Source organism: Chania multitudinisentens RB-25 (assembly GCF_000520015.2).
Lineage (GTDB): Bacteria > Pseudomonadota > Gammaproteobacteria > Enterobacterales > Enterobacteriaceae > Chania > Chania multitudinisentens.
This window is the reverse complement of sequence record NZ_CP007044.2, coordinates 2,387,579-2,404,620: the sequence shown is the minus strand read 5'-3', so window position 1 is coordinate 2,404,620 and position 17,042 is coordinate 2,387,579. Positions and strand designations below refer to the sequence as shown.

General features: G+C 50.3%; 17 protein-coding genes. 3 read left to right on the top strand and 14 right to left on the bottom strand.

Going from position 1 to position 17,042, the window contains the following annotated elements; all coding sequences use genetic code 11:
- Positions 1–14: 14 nt before the first annotated feature.
- Positions 15–671, bottom strand: a complete 657-nt coding sequence (gene yfhb, locus Z042_RS10600) for a phosphatidylglycerophosphatase C (RefSeq protein WP_024913183.1) — start codon at positions 669–671, stop codon at positions 15–17.
- A gap of 76 nt (positions 672–747) precedes the next feature.
- On the bottom strand, positions 748–1,641 hold the full coding sequence (murQ, locus tag Z042_RS10595) for an N-acetylmuramic acid 6-phosphate etherase (protein ID WP_024913184.1): 894 nt from the start codon (positions 1,639–1,641) through the stop codon (positions 748–750).
- A gap of 218 nt (positions 1,642–1,859) precedes the next feature.
- Between murQ and Z042_RS10590 the strand changes: the two genes are divergently transcribed.
- Positions 1,860–2,708, top strand: a complete 849-nt coding sequence (locus tag Z042_RS10590) for a MurR/RpiR family transcriptional regulator (RefSeq protein WP_024913185.1) — start codon at positions 1,860–1,862, stop codon at positions 2,706–2,708.
- A gap of 80 nt (positions 2,709–2,788) precedes the next feature.
- Here the strand turns inward: Z042_RS10590 and Z042_RS10585 are convergent, their stop codons facing one another.
- Complete coding sequence (locus tag Z042_RS10585) at positions 2,789–4,417, bottom strand: GMC oxidoreductase (RefSeq protein ID WP_024913186.1); 1,629 nt, start codon at positions 4,415–4,417, stop codon at positions 2,789–2,791.
- A gap of 691 nt (positions 4,418–5,108) precedes the next feature.
- On the opposite strand from Z042_RS10585, the gene Z042_RS10580 reads away from it, so the two are divergent.
- Positions 5,109–5,369 (top strand): YfhL family 4Fe-4S dicluster ferredoxin, encoded by a 261-nt coding sequence (locus Z042_RS10580; RefSeq protein ID WP_024913187.1) that lies wholly within the window; start codon positions 5,109–5,111, stop codon positions 5,367–5,369.
- A gap of 25 nt (positions 5,370–5,394) precedes the next feature.
- On the opposite strand, the gene acpS is transcribed toward Z042_RS10580, so the two are convergent.
- The 11 genes from acpS to rpoE all read right to left on the bottom strand — a co-directional run bounded on the left by acpS (position 5,395) and on the right by rpoE (position 15,222).
- Complete coding sequence (acpS, locus tag Z042_RS10575) at positions 5,395–5,775, bottom strand: holo-ACP synthase (RefSeq protein ID WP_024913188.1); 381 nt, start codon at positions 5,773–5,775, stop codon at positions 5,395–5,397.
- The gene (gene pdxJ, locus Z042_RS10570; protein ID WP_024913189.1) at positions 5,775–6,506 is read right to left on the bottom strand and encodes a pyridoxine 5'-phosphate synthase; all 732 of its coding nucleotides are present in this window, start codon (positions 6,504–6,506) and stop codon (positions 5,775–5,777) included. Before pdxJ ends, acpS begins: the two co-directional genes overlap by 1 nt.
- A gap of 97 nt (positions 6,507–6,603) precedes the next feature.
- Positions 6,604–7,335, bottom strand: coding sequence for a DNA repair protein RecO (gene recO, locus Z042_RS10565; RefSeq protein ID WP_024913190.1), 732 nt, complete (start codon positions 7,333–7,335; stop codon positions 6,604–6,606).
- Between the two features lie 8 nt (positions 7,336–7,343).
- The gene (gene era / locus Z042_RS10560; RefSeq protein ID WP_024913191.1) at positions 7,344–8,252 is read right to left on the bottom strand and encodes a GTPase Era; all 909 of its coding nucleotides are present in this window, start codon (positions 8,250–8,252) and stop codon (positions 7,344–7,346) included.
- Positions 8,249–8,929 (bottom strand): ribonuclease III, encoded by a 681-nt coding sequence (rnc, locus tag Z042_RS10555; RefSeq protein WP_024913192.1) that lies wholly within the window; start codon positions 8,927–8,929, stop codon positions 8,249–8,251. Before rnc ends, era begins: the two co-directional genes overlap by 4 nt.
- A 393-nt stretch (positions 8,930–9,322) precedes the next feature.
- Entirely contained in the window at positions 9,323–10,300 is a 978-nt protein-coding gene (gene lepB / locus Z042_RS10550; protein ID WP_024913193.1) for a signal peptidase I, read from the bottom strand.
- Positions 10,301–10,331: 31 nt separating this feature from the next.
- Positions 10,332–12,131 (bottom strand): translation elongation factor 4, encoded by a 1,800-nt coding sequence (lepA, locus tag Z042_RS10545; RefSeq protein WP_024913194.1) that lies wholly within the window; start codon positions 12,129–12,131, stop codon positions 10,332–10,334.
- 402 nt (positions 12,132–12,533) lie between these two features.
- Positions 12,534–13,010, bottom strand: a complete 477-nt coding sequence (gene rseC / locus Z042_RS10540; protein WP_024913195.1) for a SoxR-reducing system protein RseC — start codon at positions 13,008–13,010, stop codon at positions 12,534–12,536.
- Positions 13,010–13,963, bottom strand: a complete 954-nt coding sequence (gene rseB, locus Z042_RS10535; protein ID WP_024913196.1) for a sigma-E factor regulatory protein RseB — start codon at positions 13,961–13,963, stop codon at positions 13,010–13,012. The genes rseC and rseB overlap by 1 nt, the downstream gene beginning before the upstream one ends.
- Positions 13,963–14,616 carry an anti-sigma-E factor RseA gene (gene rseA / locus Z042_RS10530; protein WP_024913197.1) on the bottom strand — a complete coding sequence of 218 codons (654 nt, stop codon included), beginning with the start codon at positions 14,614–14,616 and terminating at the stop codon, positions 13,963–13,965. The genes rseB and rseA overlap by 1 nt, the downstream gene beginning before the upstream one ends.
- Positions 14,617–14,646: 30 nt before the next feature.
- Complete coding sequence (rpoE, locus tag Z042_RS10525) at positions 14,647–15,222, bottom strand: RNA polymerase sigma factor RpoE (RefSeq protein ID WP_004929136.1); 576 nt, start codon at positions 15,220–15,222, stop codon at positions 14,647–14,649.
- Positions 15,223–15,436: 214 nt separating this feature from the next.
- Here rpoE and nadB point away from each other — a divergent pair, with 214 nt between their 5' ends.
- Positions 15,437–17,038 carry an L-aspartate oxidase gene (nadB, locus tag Z042_RS10520; RefSeq protein ID WP_024913198.1) on the top strand — a complete coding sequence of 534 codons (1,602 nt, stop codon included), beginning with the start codon at positions 15,437–15,439 and terminating at the stop codon, positions 17,036–17,038.
- Positions 17,039–17,042: the final 4 nt, after the last annotated feature.

Sequence of the window (17,042 nt, the reverse complement as noted above, 5' to 3'; positions counted from 1 at the left end):
AACCTGGTGAGCGATCAATTCAATTGCTGCAATTCACCTTCTTTACTTACCCGCCAGCGGTGCTCGCAAAAAACCAGCAGCGGGTTATCCTGCTTGCTGTCGCTGTAACCACTGTATAATTTCAGCGGTGAACCGAGACGCTGTTCCAGTTGCAGCACTTTTTGTCGCCCCAAGCAGCGCAGCGTCAGTACCCATCCCCCATAACGGCGCGCGATGTGGCTCCCCACCAAATGCACCCGCGGCAGAAAAGTAGAATCCTGGTAGACCTGTTTCACTAGCCGTTCCGGTGAACCGGTGATTATCCACACTTGCGCATCGTGTTCGTTAAGGTAGTGGCGCAAACGCATCTGTATCACCGGAAACGCAGTGACTTTATGGCGAAAACAGGCGATAAACCGCAGCTCCAGCGCTTGCAACACCGCCTCAGAGCGGCCAAAGGTTATCGCCCACAGCAATAGGCTCACCGGCCAGCGTGCGGCACGCCCACTCATCAGCATTCCTAACCCAACCAGGGGCAATAACGGCAGTACCAACACGACATTCAGCGGCAAATGCCGCAACAAAAAGCGCAGGAAACTGCCGAACATATCTTCCCGATGCAGCGTACCGTCCAGGTCAAAAAACACTACCCGGCGAGCTTGTTCCCCTTCTTGGCCTGGTTTTTCGGCCACGCGCGACTCCTCAGGATCATTCAATAAATAGGTTTAGCACCACCAGCTGACGATAAATGGCTCCCCCTGAGCGCGATTAACACATCAAAGCCGCCCGCAAATAGCCGTTGTGTTGCTGTAAGCGCTGGTGCGCTTCTTCCGCCGTAATGTCAGCCAGGATCATCAGGATCGCGGGTTTTACCTCAAATCCGGTTTGGGCCAAGGCTTCTTCCGCTTGGCTGCGAACGGCTCCGGTAGCTTCCACCACAATACGGCAGGCACGATCCACCAGCTTTTCATTGCTGGCTTTCACATCGACCATCAGGTTCTGATAAACCTTCCCTAGCTTCACCATTGCCCCGGTGGAAATCATGTTCAGCACCAATTTCTGTGCAGTACCCGATTTCATCCGTGTGGAACCCGTCAACGCTTCCGGGCCGACCACTGGCGAGATGGCAACCTGCGCTGCCTTGGCAATCGGGGAATCTGGATTACAGGAAATCGCCACCGTTGGGCAACCGACTTGGCGAGCGAACTGTAACGCACCAATGACATAAGGCGTGCGCCCGGAGGCCGCCAGCCCCACCACCATATCACGCGCTTCCAGGTTCAAGGCTTTCAGGTCGGCTTCGCCTAGCGCAACATCATCTTCAGCGCCTTCTACCGCCTTAAACAACGCCCCTGGCCCACCGGCAATCACACCAACCACCATACCATGAGGCACACCGAAAGTTGGCGGGCATTCCGAAGCATCTAAAACGCCCAATCTGCCGCTGGTGCCCGCCCCCAGATAGATTAAACGCCCCCCAGCCCGCAGAGCATCCGCGGCTAAATCCGCCGCTTGAGCGATTTCTGGCAATACGCTAGCAATGGCTTCAGGGACTTTACGATCTTCGTTATTGAAGCAAATCATCATCTCCAAAGATGACATTTCGTCTAACATCATAGTGGTAGGGTTGCGAGCTTCTGAGACTAATGTACTTAAATTCATTTCATCACCTTGAATTTTTAATTCATAAAATTAAATCAATATTTGAATATTTTATCAATATCACAAGGACGATTCGCGTTTTAAAAGGTTTCAGATAATTTTTCGTTAAGAATTTCGCCATCAACGTGGCAAAATGCCGGGCAGCCCGCAAAGAATCAGCAAAAATTGCAGGTTTTTAGTTAGCAATGGCACCACGCCCCATTACGGGATACAACCTAATGAGTACCCTTCTTCGCATTCGCCAGATGTACCCGACACTGGCTCAAAACGACCGCAAACTGGCGGACTTTCTCTTGCACAATGCTGAACAAGCGCGCCATCTCAGCTCACAGAAATTAGCCCAATTAGCCGGCGTCAGCCAGTCTAGCGTCGTCAAATTCGCCCAAAAAATGGGCTATAAGGGTTTTCCGGCCTTGAAACTGGCCTTGAGCGAAACGCTGGCCCAACCACAGGCCGAGCCGGTCGTTACCGTCCATAATCACATCCTCAGTAGCGATTCGCTGAAAACCGTGGGTGAAAAATTATTGGCGGAAAAACAGGCAGCCCTGCGCGCAACCTTGGATATCAACAGTGAACAACGGCTGCACACCGCACTGGATATGCTCCGGGCAGCACGGCGAGTGGTTTTGGTTGGGTTAGGCGCTTCTGGATTAGTGGCGAAAGATCTTTCATTCAAACTGTTAAAAATTGGCGTGATGGCCGTGGCCGAAACGGATATTCATGTTCAATTGGCAACAGCACAGGCTTTATGCAAAGAAGATCTGCTGCTAGCGATTTCGTTCAGCGGGGAACGGCGCGAAATCAATCTGGCGGCAGAAGAAGCCCGTATTGCCGGAGCCCCCGTGCTGGCTTTAACCAGTTTTACCCCTAATGGTTTACAACAACGCGCCGATCATTGCCTGTATACCATCGCCGAAGAGCCCAATACGCGCAGCGCCGCCATCTCTTCTAGTACGGCGCAATTTGCCCTGACCGATCTCTTGTTTATGGCCTTGATCCAGCATGATCTCGATCATGCCCGCGATCGCATCCGCCACAGCGAACAACTGGTGAAAAAACTGCTGTAAGGCGAGGAAAAGGTAGGAGGAAATGAGCATGAAAGGCCGCGCCATATTACGCAGCCAATCCTTTCAGAGGGGTAACTTCATCATCCCCCGGCAGCAATAATCCGTTCTATATTGCGCTCCGCTAGCGCGGTAATAGTCAGAGCCGGGTTAACAGAGCCCGTTGAACCAGGAATAGCGGCACCATCCATAACGTACAGCCCGTTATAACCGATAACTCGCCCTTCATTATCCAGCGCTTTATCCAGCACGGCGCCGCCTAGAGGATGAGCTGTCCAATTCAAACCAGCAACATCTTCTTTAAAGATAGGCACACCCGGAATAACCCCATTGGCATCACAAATCCGGTTATTCACATAGCGAGCAGCTTCCACAATATCGGCATTACCATTGGCAGCCCAGCGCAGATTAACTTTGCCTCTGGCTTTGTCGTAAACAAAATCCCCGCGATTTGTTTCATCAAATGCCATACCCAGCGATCCGATAATGCCCAGATTGACTGGGACACCCGGCACATACCAGTTCTCCAAGGTCACCGGTAGCCCAGCATTTCTGTCATGTATACGTGAAGCACTTGGAGAACCCTGTTGTAGCCCTTTGATCGCAGAGAAACTGCGCGTCACGATAGTATCCCCGTTACTGCCCCAGCCTTGGCCTATCTCTTCGTTCAAGTTAGGCAACGTGCCTTTGGCCTGCGCCTTGACCAGTAATTCCGTGGTACCAATCGAACCTGCGGCTAAAACGAGGCGGTCGCAAGAAAGCTCATAACGGTTCAGTTGCTTACCCTCAGGAGAAGATTGGGTAACACTGATTAAATACCGATGGCCATCCCATGAAATATCAGAGACTTCATGCCCTGGATAAACCGTCGTTAACCCCGTTGCTTCCGCCTGCCGTAGGTAGTTCTGGTTTAAGTCGTACTTGGCCCCATTACTGTTGCCGTGGTTACTGGCACCGGAGATGGCTGAAGGTAAGCTGCGCCCTGTAAGTTCAGCTCTTACGACATCCCAGTTAAAGATCGAGTCAATCGGTGCCGTGGTATAACCCGCTTTTCTTGATTGCTGATCCCAAATGCGTGAATGACCAAATGGTGAGCTGTTATAAATATCCAGTGGCATGGAATTAAGGTTCAGCATTTTGCGCACCAGAGGATAATATTTTTTATCCATTTCGTCGTAACTGACACCGCCACCAAAGATTGCATCAAAATATTGGCGTTCCGGTTGAATCATGACACCGGTAAAGATAACTGAACCACCGCCAACCGCCGCGCCGCGCCATACCGTCATATTGGGATATTCAGTGACATCCATCACGCCAGCAAACTTATCAAAATAAGCCGTGTTGCCAGCAATCATTTTGGCGCTATTCCGGTGCCAGAATGCCCTTCCATCAGGCAACGTGTCGTTGCTAAACGTGGTACGAAACGGCCCAGTTGGCCATTTGAAGCCTCTTTCCAAAACGGTCACTTTCTCACCGGCCTGCGAAAAACGCAAAGCCGAAACAGCCCCACCGAACCCCGAACCAATTACAATAACCGGCGTGTAAGCAGGAGGCCGTTTTACCGTTTGGAAAATTTCAGGAACGTGAATTTTATATTTCAGCGTATTGAGAGCCGATAAAGTGGCATGTGCCGGGGCAGGCTGAAAACCGGCGATGCTTCCAGCACCCAGCGCACCACAACCTAAAAGAAATCGTCTACGGGATACCATGTTAAATCTCCATTTATCCTAGTGATTGTCTTACATGACTATTGATATCGTTTCCGCCAAAAGAGAACGGAATAACCGCTTTAAAACAGCAGAGGTTAAAAATGAATCAACTTGAAAAATACTGTAGGGTCTTGCTCTTGATCCTGTGCCAAAGTGCTGCTGTGATCCCCCTATTTGAATAATGCGCAGTTATCAATATCTTTAATGTTATCACGAATATTTAACCTGAAAAACAATCAATTAAAAATACTCAACACCTATTTCTACTTAGTGATTTTCTTATTAAATACAAGAAAAAGAAACACCAACGACTAAAATTAGTCTATTTAAAAAACATTACACTATTAAGAAATCAAGAAGAACTCCTGATGATTATCTCTTTATTACTCGTAATATCTCTAAGTAAAAACATCTTCTGAATAGCCAGGAGGATTCTGTCTTTTCCTAACTGAAGAGAAAAATCACGTTCTGGAAATAGAGTCGAAAAAGTATCGGCGCATGGGATCAACATGCCGAAAGAGAGGTTTATACACTGATTTTTATGTCTGGGGTTCTGTGGTACAGTGCGCGGCGTTAAAATTCTTTTTCGGTGGGCAGTTCTGTGAAGTTTATAGTTGGATAAATGCACAACCTAACCAACCTTACAACATTTAACTGATTGAATTACAAGATAGAAAGGTAAATTATTACAATGGCTCTCTTGATTACCAAACGCTGCATTAACTGTGATATGTGCGAGCCAGAATGCCCCAATCAGGCGATTTCAATGGGCAATGACATTTACCAGATCGACGTTAACCGCTGCACCGAGTGTGTTGGGCACTACGATACACCAACTTGCCAACAGGTTTGCCCGATCGACAATACCATCGTGATCGATCCGCAGCACGTTGAAAATCAGGAACAACTGTGGGAAAAATTTGTGGTGCTGCACCATACCGACCTTTTGTAACCCTGATGGCCGCAGCCCCGGCTCATTATCCCTCTAGAATCACGGTCGCACAGGCATAACGACGTTCATCTGCCAGAGAAACATGGATCGAAACAACCCCCATCTTTTGCGCCAGTTCAGCCGCATGGCCATGCAGGCGGATATTGGGTTTACCCAGGCCATCGCTAAACACCTCGAACTGATTGAACGCTAACCCGTTGCGAATTCCTGTGCCAAAAGCTTTGGCGGCAGCCTCTTTCACCGCAAAACGTTTGGCAAGGAAGCGTACCGGCTGCTGATGCTGCTGATACACTTCCCATTCGCCCTGGCTCAACACACGGCGCGCCAAGCGCTCACCGCGGCGTTCAACCACTGCGTCAATGCGTGCTATCTCAACGATATCGGTGCCTAAGCCAAGAATCGCCATCAGCGACGCGCTTCACGCATCAGCAATTTCATATCGGCGACGGCGGCTGGCAAACCACTCATTACCGCTTGGCCGACGATCGCATGGCCGATATTCAGTTCGTGCATTTCCGGCAGTGCAGCAATCGGTTGAACATTATGGTAAGTCAGGCCATGACCCGCATTCACTTTCAGCCCTTTACCTGCGGCATAGGTTGCTGCCGCAGCGATCCGCTTCAGTTCAGTTCGAACGGCCAGCTCACCTTCCGCTTCAGCATAAGCACCCGTATGAATTTCGATATACGGCGCACCCACGGCAACGGCAGCATCGATCTGGCGATGATCGGCATCAATGAACAACGAGACCAAAATCCCTGCCTGAGCCAAGCGCTCAACCGCCACAGTCATTTTGTCCAGTTGCCCTGCCACGTCCAGCCCACCTTCGGTGGTCACTTCCTGGCGTTTTTCTGGCACCAGGCAGCAAAAATGCGGTTTCAACTCAATGGCGATATCAAGCATTTCGTCAGTCACCGCCATTTCCAGGTTCATGCGCGTCTGAATTGTCTGGCGTAGAATACGCACGTCACGATCGGTAATGTGGCGGCGATCTTCGCGTAAATGAACAGTAATACCGTCAGCACCCGCCTGCTCGGCGATGAATGCCGCTTGCACCGGATCGGGATAGTTGGTTCCGCGTGCGTTACGTAATGTGGCGATATGATCGATATTAACGCCCAGCAACAAATCAGCCATGACAACCCTCTAAAGAACGATTTTCAGTAGCAGCAGTTTACACGCCTGAGGAAACAGGCAAAAGCAGAAAGAGACTAAGAATCTATTGAGATGGGCGCTAAGCTTCGTCAATGGGAGTATTGGGTTGTTTGCGCACAAACTGCCGGAACAGTTCCCGGCTCTTCAACGGTTTGCCGCCAAGGTAGGGCTTCAGGGCCATACGGGTAAAGCGTTTGGCCGCTCTCAAGGTGGGAATATCAGGGAACTGCCGTTCAGCCAAGGCGCGCAATTCACGGCCAGTAAAACTGTAATGATCCACCACCAAACTGGCAATGAAGCCTTTTTCCTCACGGTAACGATAGGTCATGCCATCATCAACTGGCTCACCGCTGCCGGCACAATGCAGAAAATCCAGGCCGTAGCCAAGGTGGCTTAACAGAGCCAGTTCGAACTGGCGCAGGGCATGTTCCGGTGAACTGTCTTCTGCTGCCAAGGCTTGTAGGCATTGTAGATAATCAAAAAAAAGTACCGAATAATTGCCTTCCTGCTCCAAGACGCGCGACAGCAATTCATTCACGTACAGGCCGCTATACAGCATCATGCCATTCAGAGGTAAACCGAGAGAGACGGCTTCGGCGTTACGCAGGGTTTTGACTTCGCCACGCCCGCCCCAGCGTACCAACAGCGGGGTAAAAGGTTGCAGACACCCTTTTAAGTTGGAACGGCGGCTACGCGCGCCTTTTGCCAGCAAGCGCACCCGCCCATGGCCTTCCGTGAACAGATCCAGCATCAGGCTGGTTTCACTGTACGGCCGACCATGCAAGACGAAAGCGCGCTCCCAGCCATCCATCAGATATATTACTTCAGGTCGTCAACATAGCCCAAGCTGCGCAACGCACGTTCGTCGTCTGCCCAGCCGGATTTCACTTTCACCCACAGTTCCAAATGCACTTTAGTTTCAAACATCTGTTCCATATCCTGGCGTGCTTCAATGCCAATGGTTTTAATCTTCGCCCCTTTATTACCGATCACCATTTTCTTCTGGCCTTCACGCTCCACCAGAATCAGGCCGTGAACATCGTAACCCCCGCGATCGTTGGCAACAAACTGTTCAATCTCCACCGTCACCGAATAGGGCAGTTCTTCACCGAGGAAACGCATCAGTTTTTCACGAATAATTTCCGATGCCATAAAACGCTGCGAACGATCGGTAATATAGTCTTCTGGGAAGTGGTGTTCCGCTTCCGGCAACAGTTTACGCGCAATGCTGGCGATGGTATCCACATTCATGCCCTTTTCAGCGGAGATAGGCACAACATCAAGGAAATTCATCTGCTGGCTAAGGAAAGCGATATGCGGCAATAACTTGGATTTGTCGGTAACGTTGTCAACCTTGTTGATCGCCAGCAGTACCGGACATCTCAGGCTACGCAGTTTATTGACCACCATCTCGTCATCAGCGGTCCAGTTAGTGCCTTCAACAACAAAGATCACCAGTTCTACATCACCAATAGAACTGCTGGCCGCACGGTTCATTAAACGGTTGATGGCGCGTTTTTCTTCAATATGCAGCCCGGGGGTGTCCACATAAATAGCCTGATAGGCTCCTTCAGTATGAATCCCCATAATGCGGTGGCGGGTCGTTTGCGGTTTACGCGAGGTGATAGAAACTTTTTGACCCAACAGTTGATTCAGCAACGTGGATTTCCCCACGTTGGGGCGACCAACAATCGCGATAAAACCGCAATATTGTTTTTCTTCGCTCATTCAAGCTCCAGCTTTTTCATTGCTTGTTCCGCTGCTGCCTGCTCAGCTTTGCGGCGGCTTGAACCGGTACCCACTACGGGTTCGCTCAAACCACTCACCATGCAGTGGATGGTAAATTCCTGATCGTGCGCCTCACCACGAACCTGCACCACCAGATAAGAAGGCAACGGCAAATGGCGACCCTGTAAAAACTCCTGTAAGCGGGTTTTCGGATCTTTCTGCTTATCACCGGGGCTGATTTCATCCAACCGGCTGCGATACCAGTCCAAAATCAGGCGCTCAACGGTCTGAATATCGCTATCCAGAAACACGCCACCAATGAGTGCCTCCACCGTATCCGCCAGAATTGATTCGCGGCGGAATCCACCACTTTTCAGCTCACCCGGCCCCAGGCGCAAACATTCGCCTAAATCGAATTCACGCGCCATCTCTGCCAAGGTATTTCCCCGTACCAGGGTGGCACGCATGCGGCTCATATCGCCTTCATCTACGCGTGGAAAACGGTGATAAAGTGCATTGGCGATGACAAAACTAAGAATAGAATCACCCAGAAACTCAAGACGTTCATTATGTTTACTGCTGGCGCTACGGTGAGTTAACGCTTGCAGTAAAAGCTCCTGTTGGTGAAAAGTATAGCCCAGCTTCCGCTGCAGCCTGTTTATTACGATGGGATTCATGAGTTACCAATAGATCAAGAATGCGTCAAAAAAACTTAACAACATACGGAACAGGCCTGTTTCGCCGGAAGCCATACCCTTCATTTCTCAACGCTGTTGGCTTGACACCTTCACCTCAGTCACTCAGCGATCTAAGCTTCTGGGAACACCGTATTTGCAACCCTAAGCCGCAACCTGAAATCTATTGGGTAAAAACAAAACTGTTTCGTTTGCAGTGGCTCTCAGCTAAGAACCAACCTTTATCGTTCGGAAAAGTATTCTACAACGAGTGAAAATATAATGCTGTGTTTATATATCCTCAATTGAGGCCAGAAAATTCTTGAGTGGCAAATGAGCGAGCCACCAGATACTTATAGAGATAAGTATCTGGTGTAAAACGCGCGCAGCCAGCGCTTAATGAATGCCACCAATACGGTTCAATCTTACCCCCGTTGGCCATTCACCTTCCTGCTTTTCAAAACTCATCCAGATAGCCGTAGCTTGCCCCACCAGATTCCTCTCTGGCACGAACCCCCAATAGCGGCTGTCGGCACTGTTATCACGGTTGTCACCCATCATGAAATAATGGCCCGCAGGAACAATCCATTCCGCCAATTGTTTACCTGGCTGCTGGTAATAGGCACCAACCTGATCTTGTGTAACCGGTACAGTCAGAATGCGGTGTGTGACATCGCCCAGCGTTTCCTTGCGCTCACTCAGGCGAATCCCCCCTTGTGGCACATTTTCATTGAGTGGAATCGAGAAAAAGCCGTTGCTGGCTTCCCCCATACTACTGCGGCTGAACATTTGCACAAAATCGCTTGGTTGCGCATCGCTGTAGGTCACCGCCAAGGCGCTATCACATGGCTGACTATTATCACAAGATGGCTGTATCGTGACGCGTTTATCCACCGGATCGTAGGTCACACGATCGCCCGGCAAACCAATAACACGTTTGATATAATCCAGCTTCGGATCACGCGGGTATTTAAAGACCGCAATATCACCACGTTTTGGCTGGCCGGTTGCAATTAACGTGGTTTGGGTAATAGGATCTTTAATGCCGTAAGCAAATTTATTCACCAGAATAAAATCACCAATCAGCAAGGTTGGCATCATGGAGCCTGAAGGAATTTGGAAAGGTTCGTAAATAAACGAACGCACCACAAAAACCAATAACAATACCGGGAAAACAGAAGAACCCGTCTCAACCCAACCCGGTTGTTTCGCCACGTTCGCCAGCAATTTTTCGTCAACCGCACCTTCAGTCTGTGCATTGATCGCCGCGATTTTCGCCCGGCGTGCAGGTGCCCATTTAAAGCGCTCAAAGCACCAGATGATCCCAGTCACCAGCGTTGCAATTGCCAAGATCAGGGCAAACATATTCGCCATGCAAACTCCCTAGTTAAACAAGCTTTCGCTCTTACTTGCTGTCTTTGCCAACGTGCAGAATGGCCAAGAATGCCTCCTGTGGCAATTCAACGTTACCCACCTGCTTCATGCGTTTCTTACCGTCTTTCTGTTTCTGCAACAGCTTTTTCTTACGGCTCACGTCACCGCCGTAGCATTTCGCCAGCACGTTTTTACGCAGCTGTTTTACCGTGGAACGCGCAATAATATGAGTGCCAATCGCAGCCTGGATCGCAATGTCGAATTGCTGGCGTGGGATCAGCTCTTTCATCTTTTCCACCAATTCACGGCCACGGTATTGCGCATTGTCGCGATGGGTGATCAACGCCAGTGCATCCACACGTTCGTTGTTGATCAACACATCGACCCGCACCATATCTGAAGTTTGGAAACGTTTGAAATTATAATCGAGAGAGGCGTAACCACGTGAAGTGGATTTCAAGCGATCGAAAAAGTCGAGCACCACTTCCGCCATCGGGATTTCATAGGTCAACGCCACCTGGTTACCGTGGTAAACCATGTTGGTCTGCACGCCGCGTTTTTCGATACACAACGTAATGACGTTACCGAGATATTCCTGCGGCATCAGCATATGACATTCAGCGATCGGTTCACGCAGTTCGGTAATATTATTCAGCGGCGGCAACTTGGATGGGCTGTCAACGTAAATAGTTTCTTTACTGGTGGTTTCCACTTCATACACCACCGTTGGCGCCGTGGTGATCAGCTCCAGATCGTATTCACGCTCCAGGCGCTCCTGGATGATTTCCATGTGCAGCAAACCAAGGAAACCACAACGGAAACCAAAACCTAACGCAGTGGAACTTTCTGGCTCATAGAACAGCGAAGCATCGTTCAGGCTCAGTTTACCCAGCGCATCACGGAAAGCTTCATAATCGTCGGAACTGATCGGAAATAGGCCAGCATAAACCTGTGGCTTCACTTTCTTGAAACCGGGCAGCATTTTCTCCGCTGGCTGGCGGGCGAGAGTCAGGGTATCCCCCACCGGAGCACCGAGAATATCTTTGATGGCACAGACCAACCAACCCACCTCACCGCAATTCAACACCTCGCGTTCAACACGCTTCGGAGTGAAAATACCCAGCCGATCCGCATTATAGGTCTGGCCGGTACTCATGACCTTAATTTTGTCCCCTTTACGCAGCGTACCGTTTTTAACACGAATCAGGGAAACCACGCCCAGATAGTTATCAAACCAGGAGTCGATGATCAGTGCCTGCAATGGCGCATCCGAATCACCTTCCGGTGGCGGGATATCCCGCACCAGGCGTTCAAGAACATCTGGCACACCCACACCGGTTTTTGCCGAGCAGCGCACAGCATCAGTGGCATCAATACCTACAATATCTTCGATTTCCTGCGCCGCACGATCGGGATCGGCTGCGGGTAGATCGATTTTGTTCAACACGGGAACAACTTCCAGATCCATATCCAGTGCGGTATAACAGTTGGCCAGCGTCTGGGCTTCAACACCCTGCCCGGCGTCCACCACCAATAAGGCACCTTCACAGGCAGCCAGTGAACGGGAAACTTCGTAAGAGAAGTCAACGTGCCCTGGAGTATCGATAAAGTTAAGCTGATAGGTCTGACCATCAGGCGCGGTATAATCAAGCGTCACACTCTGCGCTTTGATAGTAATACCACGCTCACGTTCCAAATCCATTGAATCCAGAACCTGTGCGGCCATTTCACGCTCAGTCAGACCGCCGCAAATTTGAATAATACGGTCAGACAGCGTCGACTTACCGTGGTCAATGTGAGCAATAATGGAGAAATTTCGTATATGCTTCATTATAAAAGTTTTTCTGCCTTGGTATTTCTGAATTACTCGCCTATGGAAACCCGCCTGGACATAAAGCGACAGTGAATGGGTTCGGCCGTCTTTCGCCTGAATCGCAGCATTCTACATGCCGCAACACTGAAAACCTAGTAATCGGTGCAGTGAAGGCGCTCTATTCTGTACACTTTAGTGTTGCAGAACATCGCCAGTGATGAAAGCGGATGTTAATAAATAACAACCGTGGCAGCCCTAGAGGAAATGGCAAAAACCGATGCTGATTCTGTTAGCAGCGCAACACAAACACCTATAGCAAAGCCAGGGAAAGCGTTGCTCATAAATTATCGCGCTGAAGAAAGCGATGAGCGGCCCCATATCTCAGCTGATAAAGCTCAGTGGTGAGATACGGTAACCATGCTAGGCAGGTGTTTCATTTCCTGTTTGCAAACGCAGAGCACCAGGAGGCAAGCCGATTTGCAATACCACAGGTTGATAATCAACCTGTTCACCAATCTGTGATGCCCACAACCGAGCCAACAAAAAAGCGGCCCCTCCACCAACAACGGCACCAAGCAGCGCAGCTGCATCACTGCCCAGCCACCATTGCAGCAAGCCGCCACCAAACATAACGCCGAACAAGGGGGTCATATACACCAGCATGGCAGAGCGCAGCAAGCTGCCCTCTGCAATACCAATTTCAACACGCTGCCCTGGCTCAAGCGGTTGTTCGATCTGCACCTGCAAATGGTGCTCACTTTCTGGCCCCAGTTCATTCAATGCTCGTGCACCACAGCCGGAACGCGTCGTACAACCGCTACAGCCCGCTTTAGGTTCACAACGCAGCAATGCTACACCCTGCTGCCATGAAACCACGGTGGCCCATTCTTTCATCATTATTGCGATACCTTGAAAGAAACGCTATCAGCAATTCGTTTAGCCGTTGAAGGAGGTAATTCACCCACCACGGTAATTTCATTGCCATTACGAATTTCAGTCTGAATAGTGCGACGACCCTGGCGATAAAACTGTTGGCCAGTATTACTGCTTGATGGGCTGACATTCACCGAGAAACTGAACAGGCCATCGCTATAAAGGCGCGATTCTACTGGCTCAGCCACATTCGGTAATTTACGGCGATTGCGGGCTACTTCATTCACCCCAGCAGGCAACCAACCCGTACTCCAGCTCAGTTGAACATTTTCAGCCACGGGCAATGATAGCAATGGTGGCAAATCAGTTGCGAGTAAACCTTGCATGATGTTTTGCACCTGCTGCCCCACCTCAAATGAGATCACCCGATACTGTTCCAGTACTTCCCCATCGCGATCGAGCAGATCCACCCGTAATGGCAGCTTGGTATCCATATCCAGCCAGATCACATAACCGTAACGGGATCCATCGCGGGCCACAACGCGGAACACTTCACACGGACGATCGGAAATGCGGGTACGCCCAACGGAAATAAAATCGTAATATTTCGCCAGGTAATTAAAATCAGCGTAAACAACGGAGGGTAACGCATCAACGATATGTTCACCAGATAGGGTGAACGGTTCCAAGCCTGGTTCAAAATAGCTGATCCCACCACCACGTTGCAGCACTTCACGGCGCGGGCCATCCATATGCAGCAATTGCCCCAACGGTTGTTTATCGATTACCGCATGACGATAGCGTAACGATTCTACCCCTTGCTTATTGATGCTGATATAGGCGAGTTCATAATTGAGTGAACGGCTGGCACTGCTCATTTGCTGCAACATCGCCCCGGGCACAGACTGCGCCGAGGCGATGTTTGAATAGAGCAGGTTGCCCGCCAGTAAACAAACGGAGAACCAGATTGGCTTCATTACTGCTGCTGCACACCCAAAGTCTGGGTTCCAGGCACTTGAATTGCAGCCTGTTGAGGTGTGCTTTGCTCAAATTGCAGCTGATCAGAATGCAAACGGCGTTGCAATTCATAATCTTGCAGCATGGCATTAATACGTTTACGTTGTTCCTGCACCTGTTGCTGTTGGCCGCTACCGGTAGAGAAACTGTCAACCGGAACACCTAAGCTGACGGGTGAAGCTTGCCCCATAATCGGCAACGTGTTGAATACTGGCGTTTCAGAAACACCAGGCTGTACGTTTGGCTGATTATAGTGCTGAACTCCTACAATCACCGCCAAAGAGACGCAAGCGGCCACGCCCACTTGCGTGATTTGACTGGCCCAAGGACGCACTTTGTTCCAGAAAGGCATTTTTCCCCAGGTATGAGGCTGCGGCTGAGACTCGGGAATTGCCGAAGGGATCAGACGAACAGGCTCTTTCTCCAGTGCCGCTGCAACACGATCTGCAATATCGAGATGCATTACAGGCCCAATGTCACCGCGCAATGTGTCACGGATCAGGTGATAGCTCTGCCAGTTTTGTTGAAGCGCTTTATCTTCGCACAATGAACTCAGTAGCTCATTGTCAAACGCTTCTCCATCCATCAGAGCGGAAAGCTTTTCTTTCTGCATACCTAAGTACCCTTCCTGTGTCCGCCATCGCTAACGTTGGATCAGCGGTTGAACTTTATTATCGATAGCCTCCCTGGCACGGAAAATACGCGAACGTACTGTTCCTACCGGACAGTCCATGATAGCTGCTATCTCTTCGTAGCTTAGACCATCTAATTCCCGCAGGGTAATCGCCATGCGAAGATCCTCGGGAAGTGACTCAATAGTACGGAAAACTATCTGTCTCAACTCTTCTGACAACATTAAATTCTCAGGGTTCGAAATTTCTTTCAATGCACCTGCACTTTCGTAATTTTCGGCATCGTTGGCATCCACATCGCTTGAGGGTGGACGCCGGCCCTGAGCAACCAGGTAATTCTTTGCCGTATTCACGGCAATTCGATATAACCACGTGTAAAAGGCGCTGTCCCCCCGGAATGATTCCAGTGCGCGATAGGCCTTAATAAATGACTCCTGCACTACATCAGGCACATCACCCTGTGGCACATAGCGGGAAACAAGACTCGCAACCTTATGCTGGTAACGTACCACCAGTAAGTTAAACGATTTCTGATCGCCCTTTTGAACCCGCTCAACCAGAACTTGGTCCGTTAACTGCTCGCTCATCCGAGGTAAATTCTCCCCAAACCCGTCTCCACGCGTAAAATTGTACTGCCAGCCATACATTATTTTCCTGAGCAAGCACCCGCTTGGAGTTTATATAGAACACGAAGTTCCATATTGCCATTGTTTTTCTGTTAGATGTCATCCTATCCGTGGCTTTTGCCCGGACAAGTAGGCTAACATGAATTTCACTCTTCTTCTGCACACATCATACGTTATGCAACCATCATCTGAACATGTTAGCGATGTACTGATTGTCGGCAGCGGTGCTGCGGGCTTATCACTGGCGTTGCGCCTGGCGCAGCATTGCAAGGTTACTGTACTCAGCAAAGGTCCGCTTAATGAAGGCGCAACCTTTTATGCCCAAGGCGGGATCGCCGCGGTATTTGATGAAACGGACAGTATCGCTTCACACGTTGATGACACACTGATTGCCGGAGCTGGCTTGTGTGATAAAGACGCGGTCGAATTCATTGCCGGAAATGCACGCCATTGCGTACAGTGGCTGATTGATCAAGGCGTTTTGTTCGATACCGAAACCAATTCCCAGGGTGAAGAACGTTATCACCTAACGCGTGAAGGCGGGCACAGCCACCGCCGTATCCTGCACGCCGCCGATGCTACCGGTAAAGAAGTAGAAACTACCCTCGTAGGTAAAGCAAGTGCTCACCCCAATATTTGTGTAATGGAACGTCACAATGCGGTTGATCTGATCACCTCCAATAAAATCGGGTTACCGGGCACCAAACGCGTCGTCGGTGCTTACGTCTGGAATCGTGAGCAAGAACAGGTGGAAACTTATCGTGCTAAAACAGTGGTACTGGCCACTGGCGGAGCAGCCAAGGTCTATCAATACACCACCAACCCGGATATTTCCTCTGGTGACGGCATAGCCATGGCTTGGCGCGCCGGATGCCGGGTCGCCAATCTGGAGTTCAACCAGTTTCACCCAACCTGCCTGTTCCATCCACAGGCGCGCAATTTCCTGCTGACCGAGGCGTTGCGCGGTGAAGGGGCCTATCTGAAACGCCCAGACGGTAGCCGCTTTATGCCAGACTTCGACGAACGCGGCGAATTGGCCCCGCGCGATATCGTGGCACGCGCCATTGATCATGAAATGAAGCGCTTGGGTGCCGATTGCATGTATCTGGACATCAGCCATAAACCGGCAGAATTCATCACTCAGCATTTCCCGATGATTCATGACAAGCTGCTGACATTAGGCTTTGACCTGACCAAGCAACCGATACCGATCGTGCCTGCCGCACACTATACCTGCGGTGGTGTGATGGTCGATCAGCATGGCCGAACAGACCTGGACGGCCTGTATGCCATTGGCGAAGTCAGCTACACCGGCCTGCATGGTGCCAATCGTATGGCATCGAATTCACTGCTGGAATGCCTGGTTTATGGTTGGTCCGCCGCCGAAGATATTCTAACCCGTTTGCCGACCATTAAGCTGGTCAAGCAGTTGCCACAGTGGGATGAAAGCCGGGTCGATGACTCTGATGAACGGGTGGTTATCCAGCATAACTGGCACGAATTACGGCTGTTTATGTGGGATTACGTAGGCATTGTGCGCACCACCAAACGTCTGGAGCGAGCCCTGCGCCGCATCAACACCTTGCAGCAGGAAATTGATGAGTATTACGCCAATTTCCGCATCTCCAACAATCTGCTGGAATTACGCAATCTGGTGCAGGTAGCGGAATTGATTGTACGCAGCGCAATGGAGCGCAAAGAAAGCCGTGGGTTGCATTTCACGTTGGATTATCCCGAGATGCTGCCTGAACCCAAGCCCACAATTCTGCAACCCTGAGGAG

Coding starts and splice junctions, on each gene's coding strand:
- murQ (WP_024913184.1), bottom strand. CDS start 1,641: ATGAATTTAAGTACATTAGTCTCAGAAGCTCGCAACCCTACCACTATG.
- Z042_RS10590 (WP_024913185.1), top strand. CDS start 1,860: ATGAGTACCCTTCTTCGCATTCGCCAGATGTACCCGACACTGGCTCAA.
- Z042_RS10585 (WP_024913186.1), bottom strand. CDS start 4,417: ATGGTATCCCGTAGACGATTTCTTTTAGGTTGTGGTGCGCTGGGTGCT.
- Z042_RS10580 (WP_024913187.1), top strand. CDS start 5,109: ATGGCTCTCTTGATTACCAAACGCTGCATTAACTGTGATATGTGCGAG.
- acpS (WP_024913188.1), bottom strand. CDS start 5,775: ATGGCGATTCTTGGCTTAGGCACCGATATCGTTGAGATAGCACGCATT.
- pdxJ (WP_024913189.1), bottom strand. CDS start 6,506: ATGGCTGATTTGTTGCTGGGCGTTAATATCGATCATATCGCCACATTA.
- recO (WP_024913190.1), bottom strand. CDS start 7,335: ATGGATGGCTGGGAGCGCGCTTTCGTCTTGCATGGTCGGCCGTACAGT.
- era (WP_024913191.1), bottom strand. CDS start 8,252: ATGAGCGAAGAAAAACAATATTGCGGTTTTATCGCGATTGTTGGTCGC.
- rnc (WP_024913192.1), bottom strand. CDS start 8,929: ATGAATCCCATCGTAATAAACAGGCTGCAGCGGAAGCTGGGCTATACT.
- lepB (WP_024913193.1), bottom strand. CDS start 10,300: ATGGCGAATATGTTTGCCCTGATCTTGGCAATTGCAACGCTGGTGACT.
- lepA (WP_024913194.1), bottom strand. CDS start 12,131: ATGAAGCATATACGAAATTTCTCCATTATTGCTCACATTGACCACGGT.
- rseC (WP_024913195.1), bottom strand. CDS start 13,010: ATGATGAAAGAATGGGCCACCGTGGTTTCATGGCAGCAGGGTGTAGCA.
- rseB (WP_024913196.1), bottom strand. CDS start 13,963: ATGAAGCCAATCTGGTTCTCCGTTTGTTTACTGGCGGGCAACCTGCTC.
- rseA (WP_024913197.1), bottom strand. CDS start 14,616: ATGCAGAAAGAAAAGCTTTCCGCTCTGATGGATGGAGAAGCGTTTGAC.
- rpoE (WP_004929136.1), bottom strand. CDS start 15,222: ATGAGCGAGCAGTTAACGGACCAAGTTCTGGTTGAGCGGGTTCAAAAG.
- nadB (WP_024913198.1), top strand. CDS start 15,437: ATGCAACCATCATCTGAACATGTTAGCGATGTACTGATTGTCGGCAGC.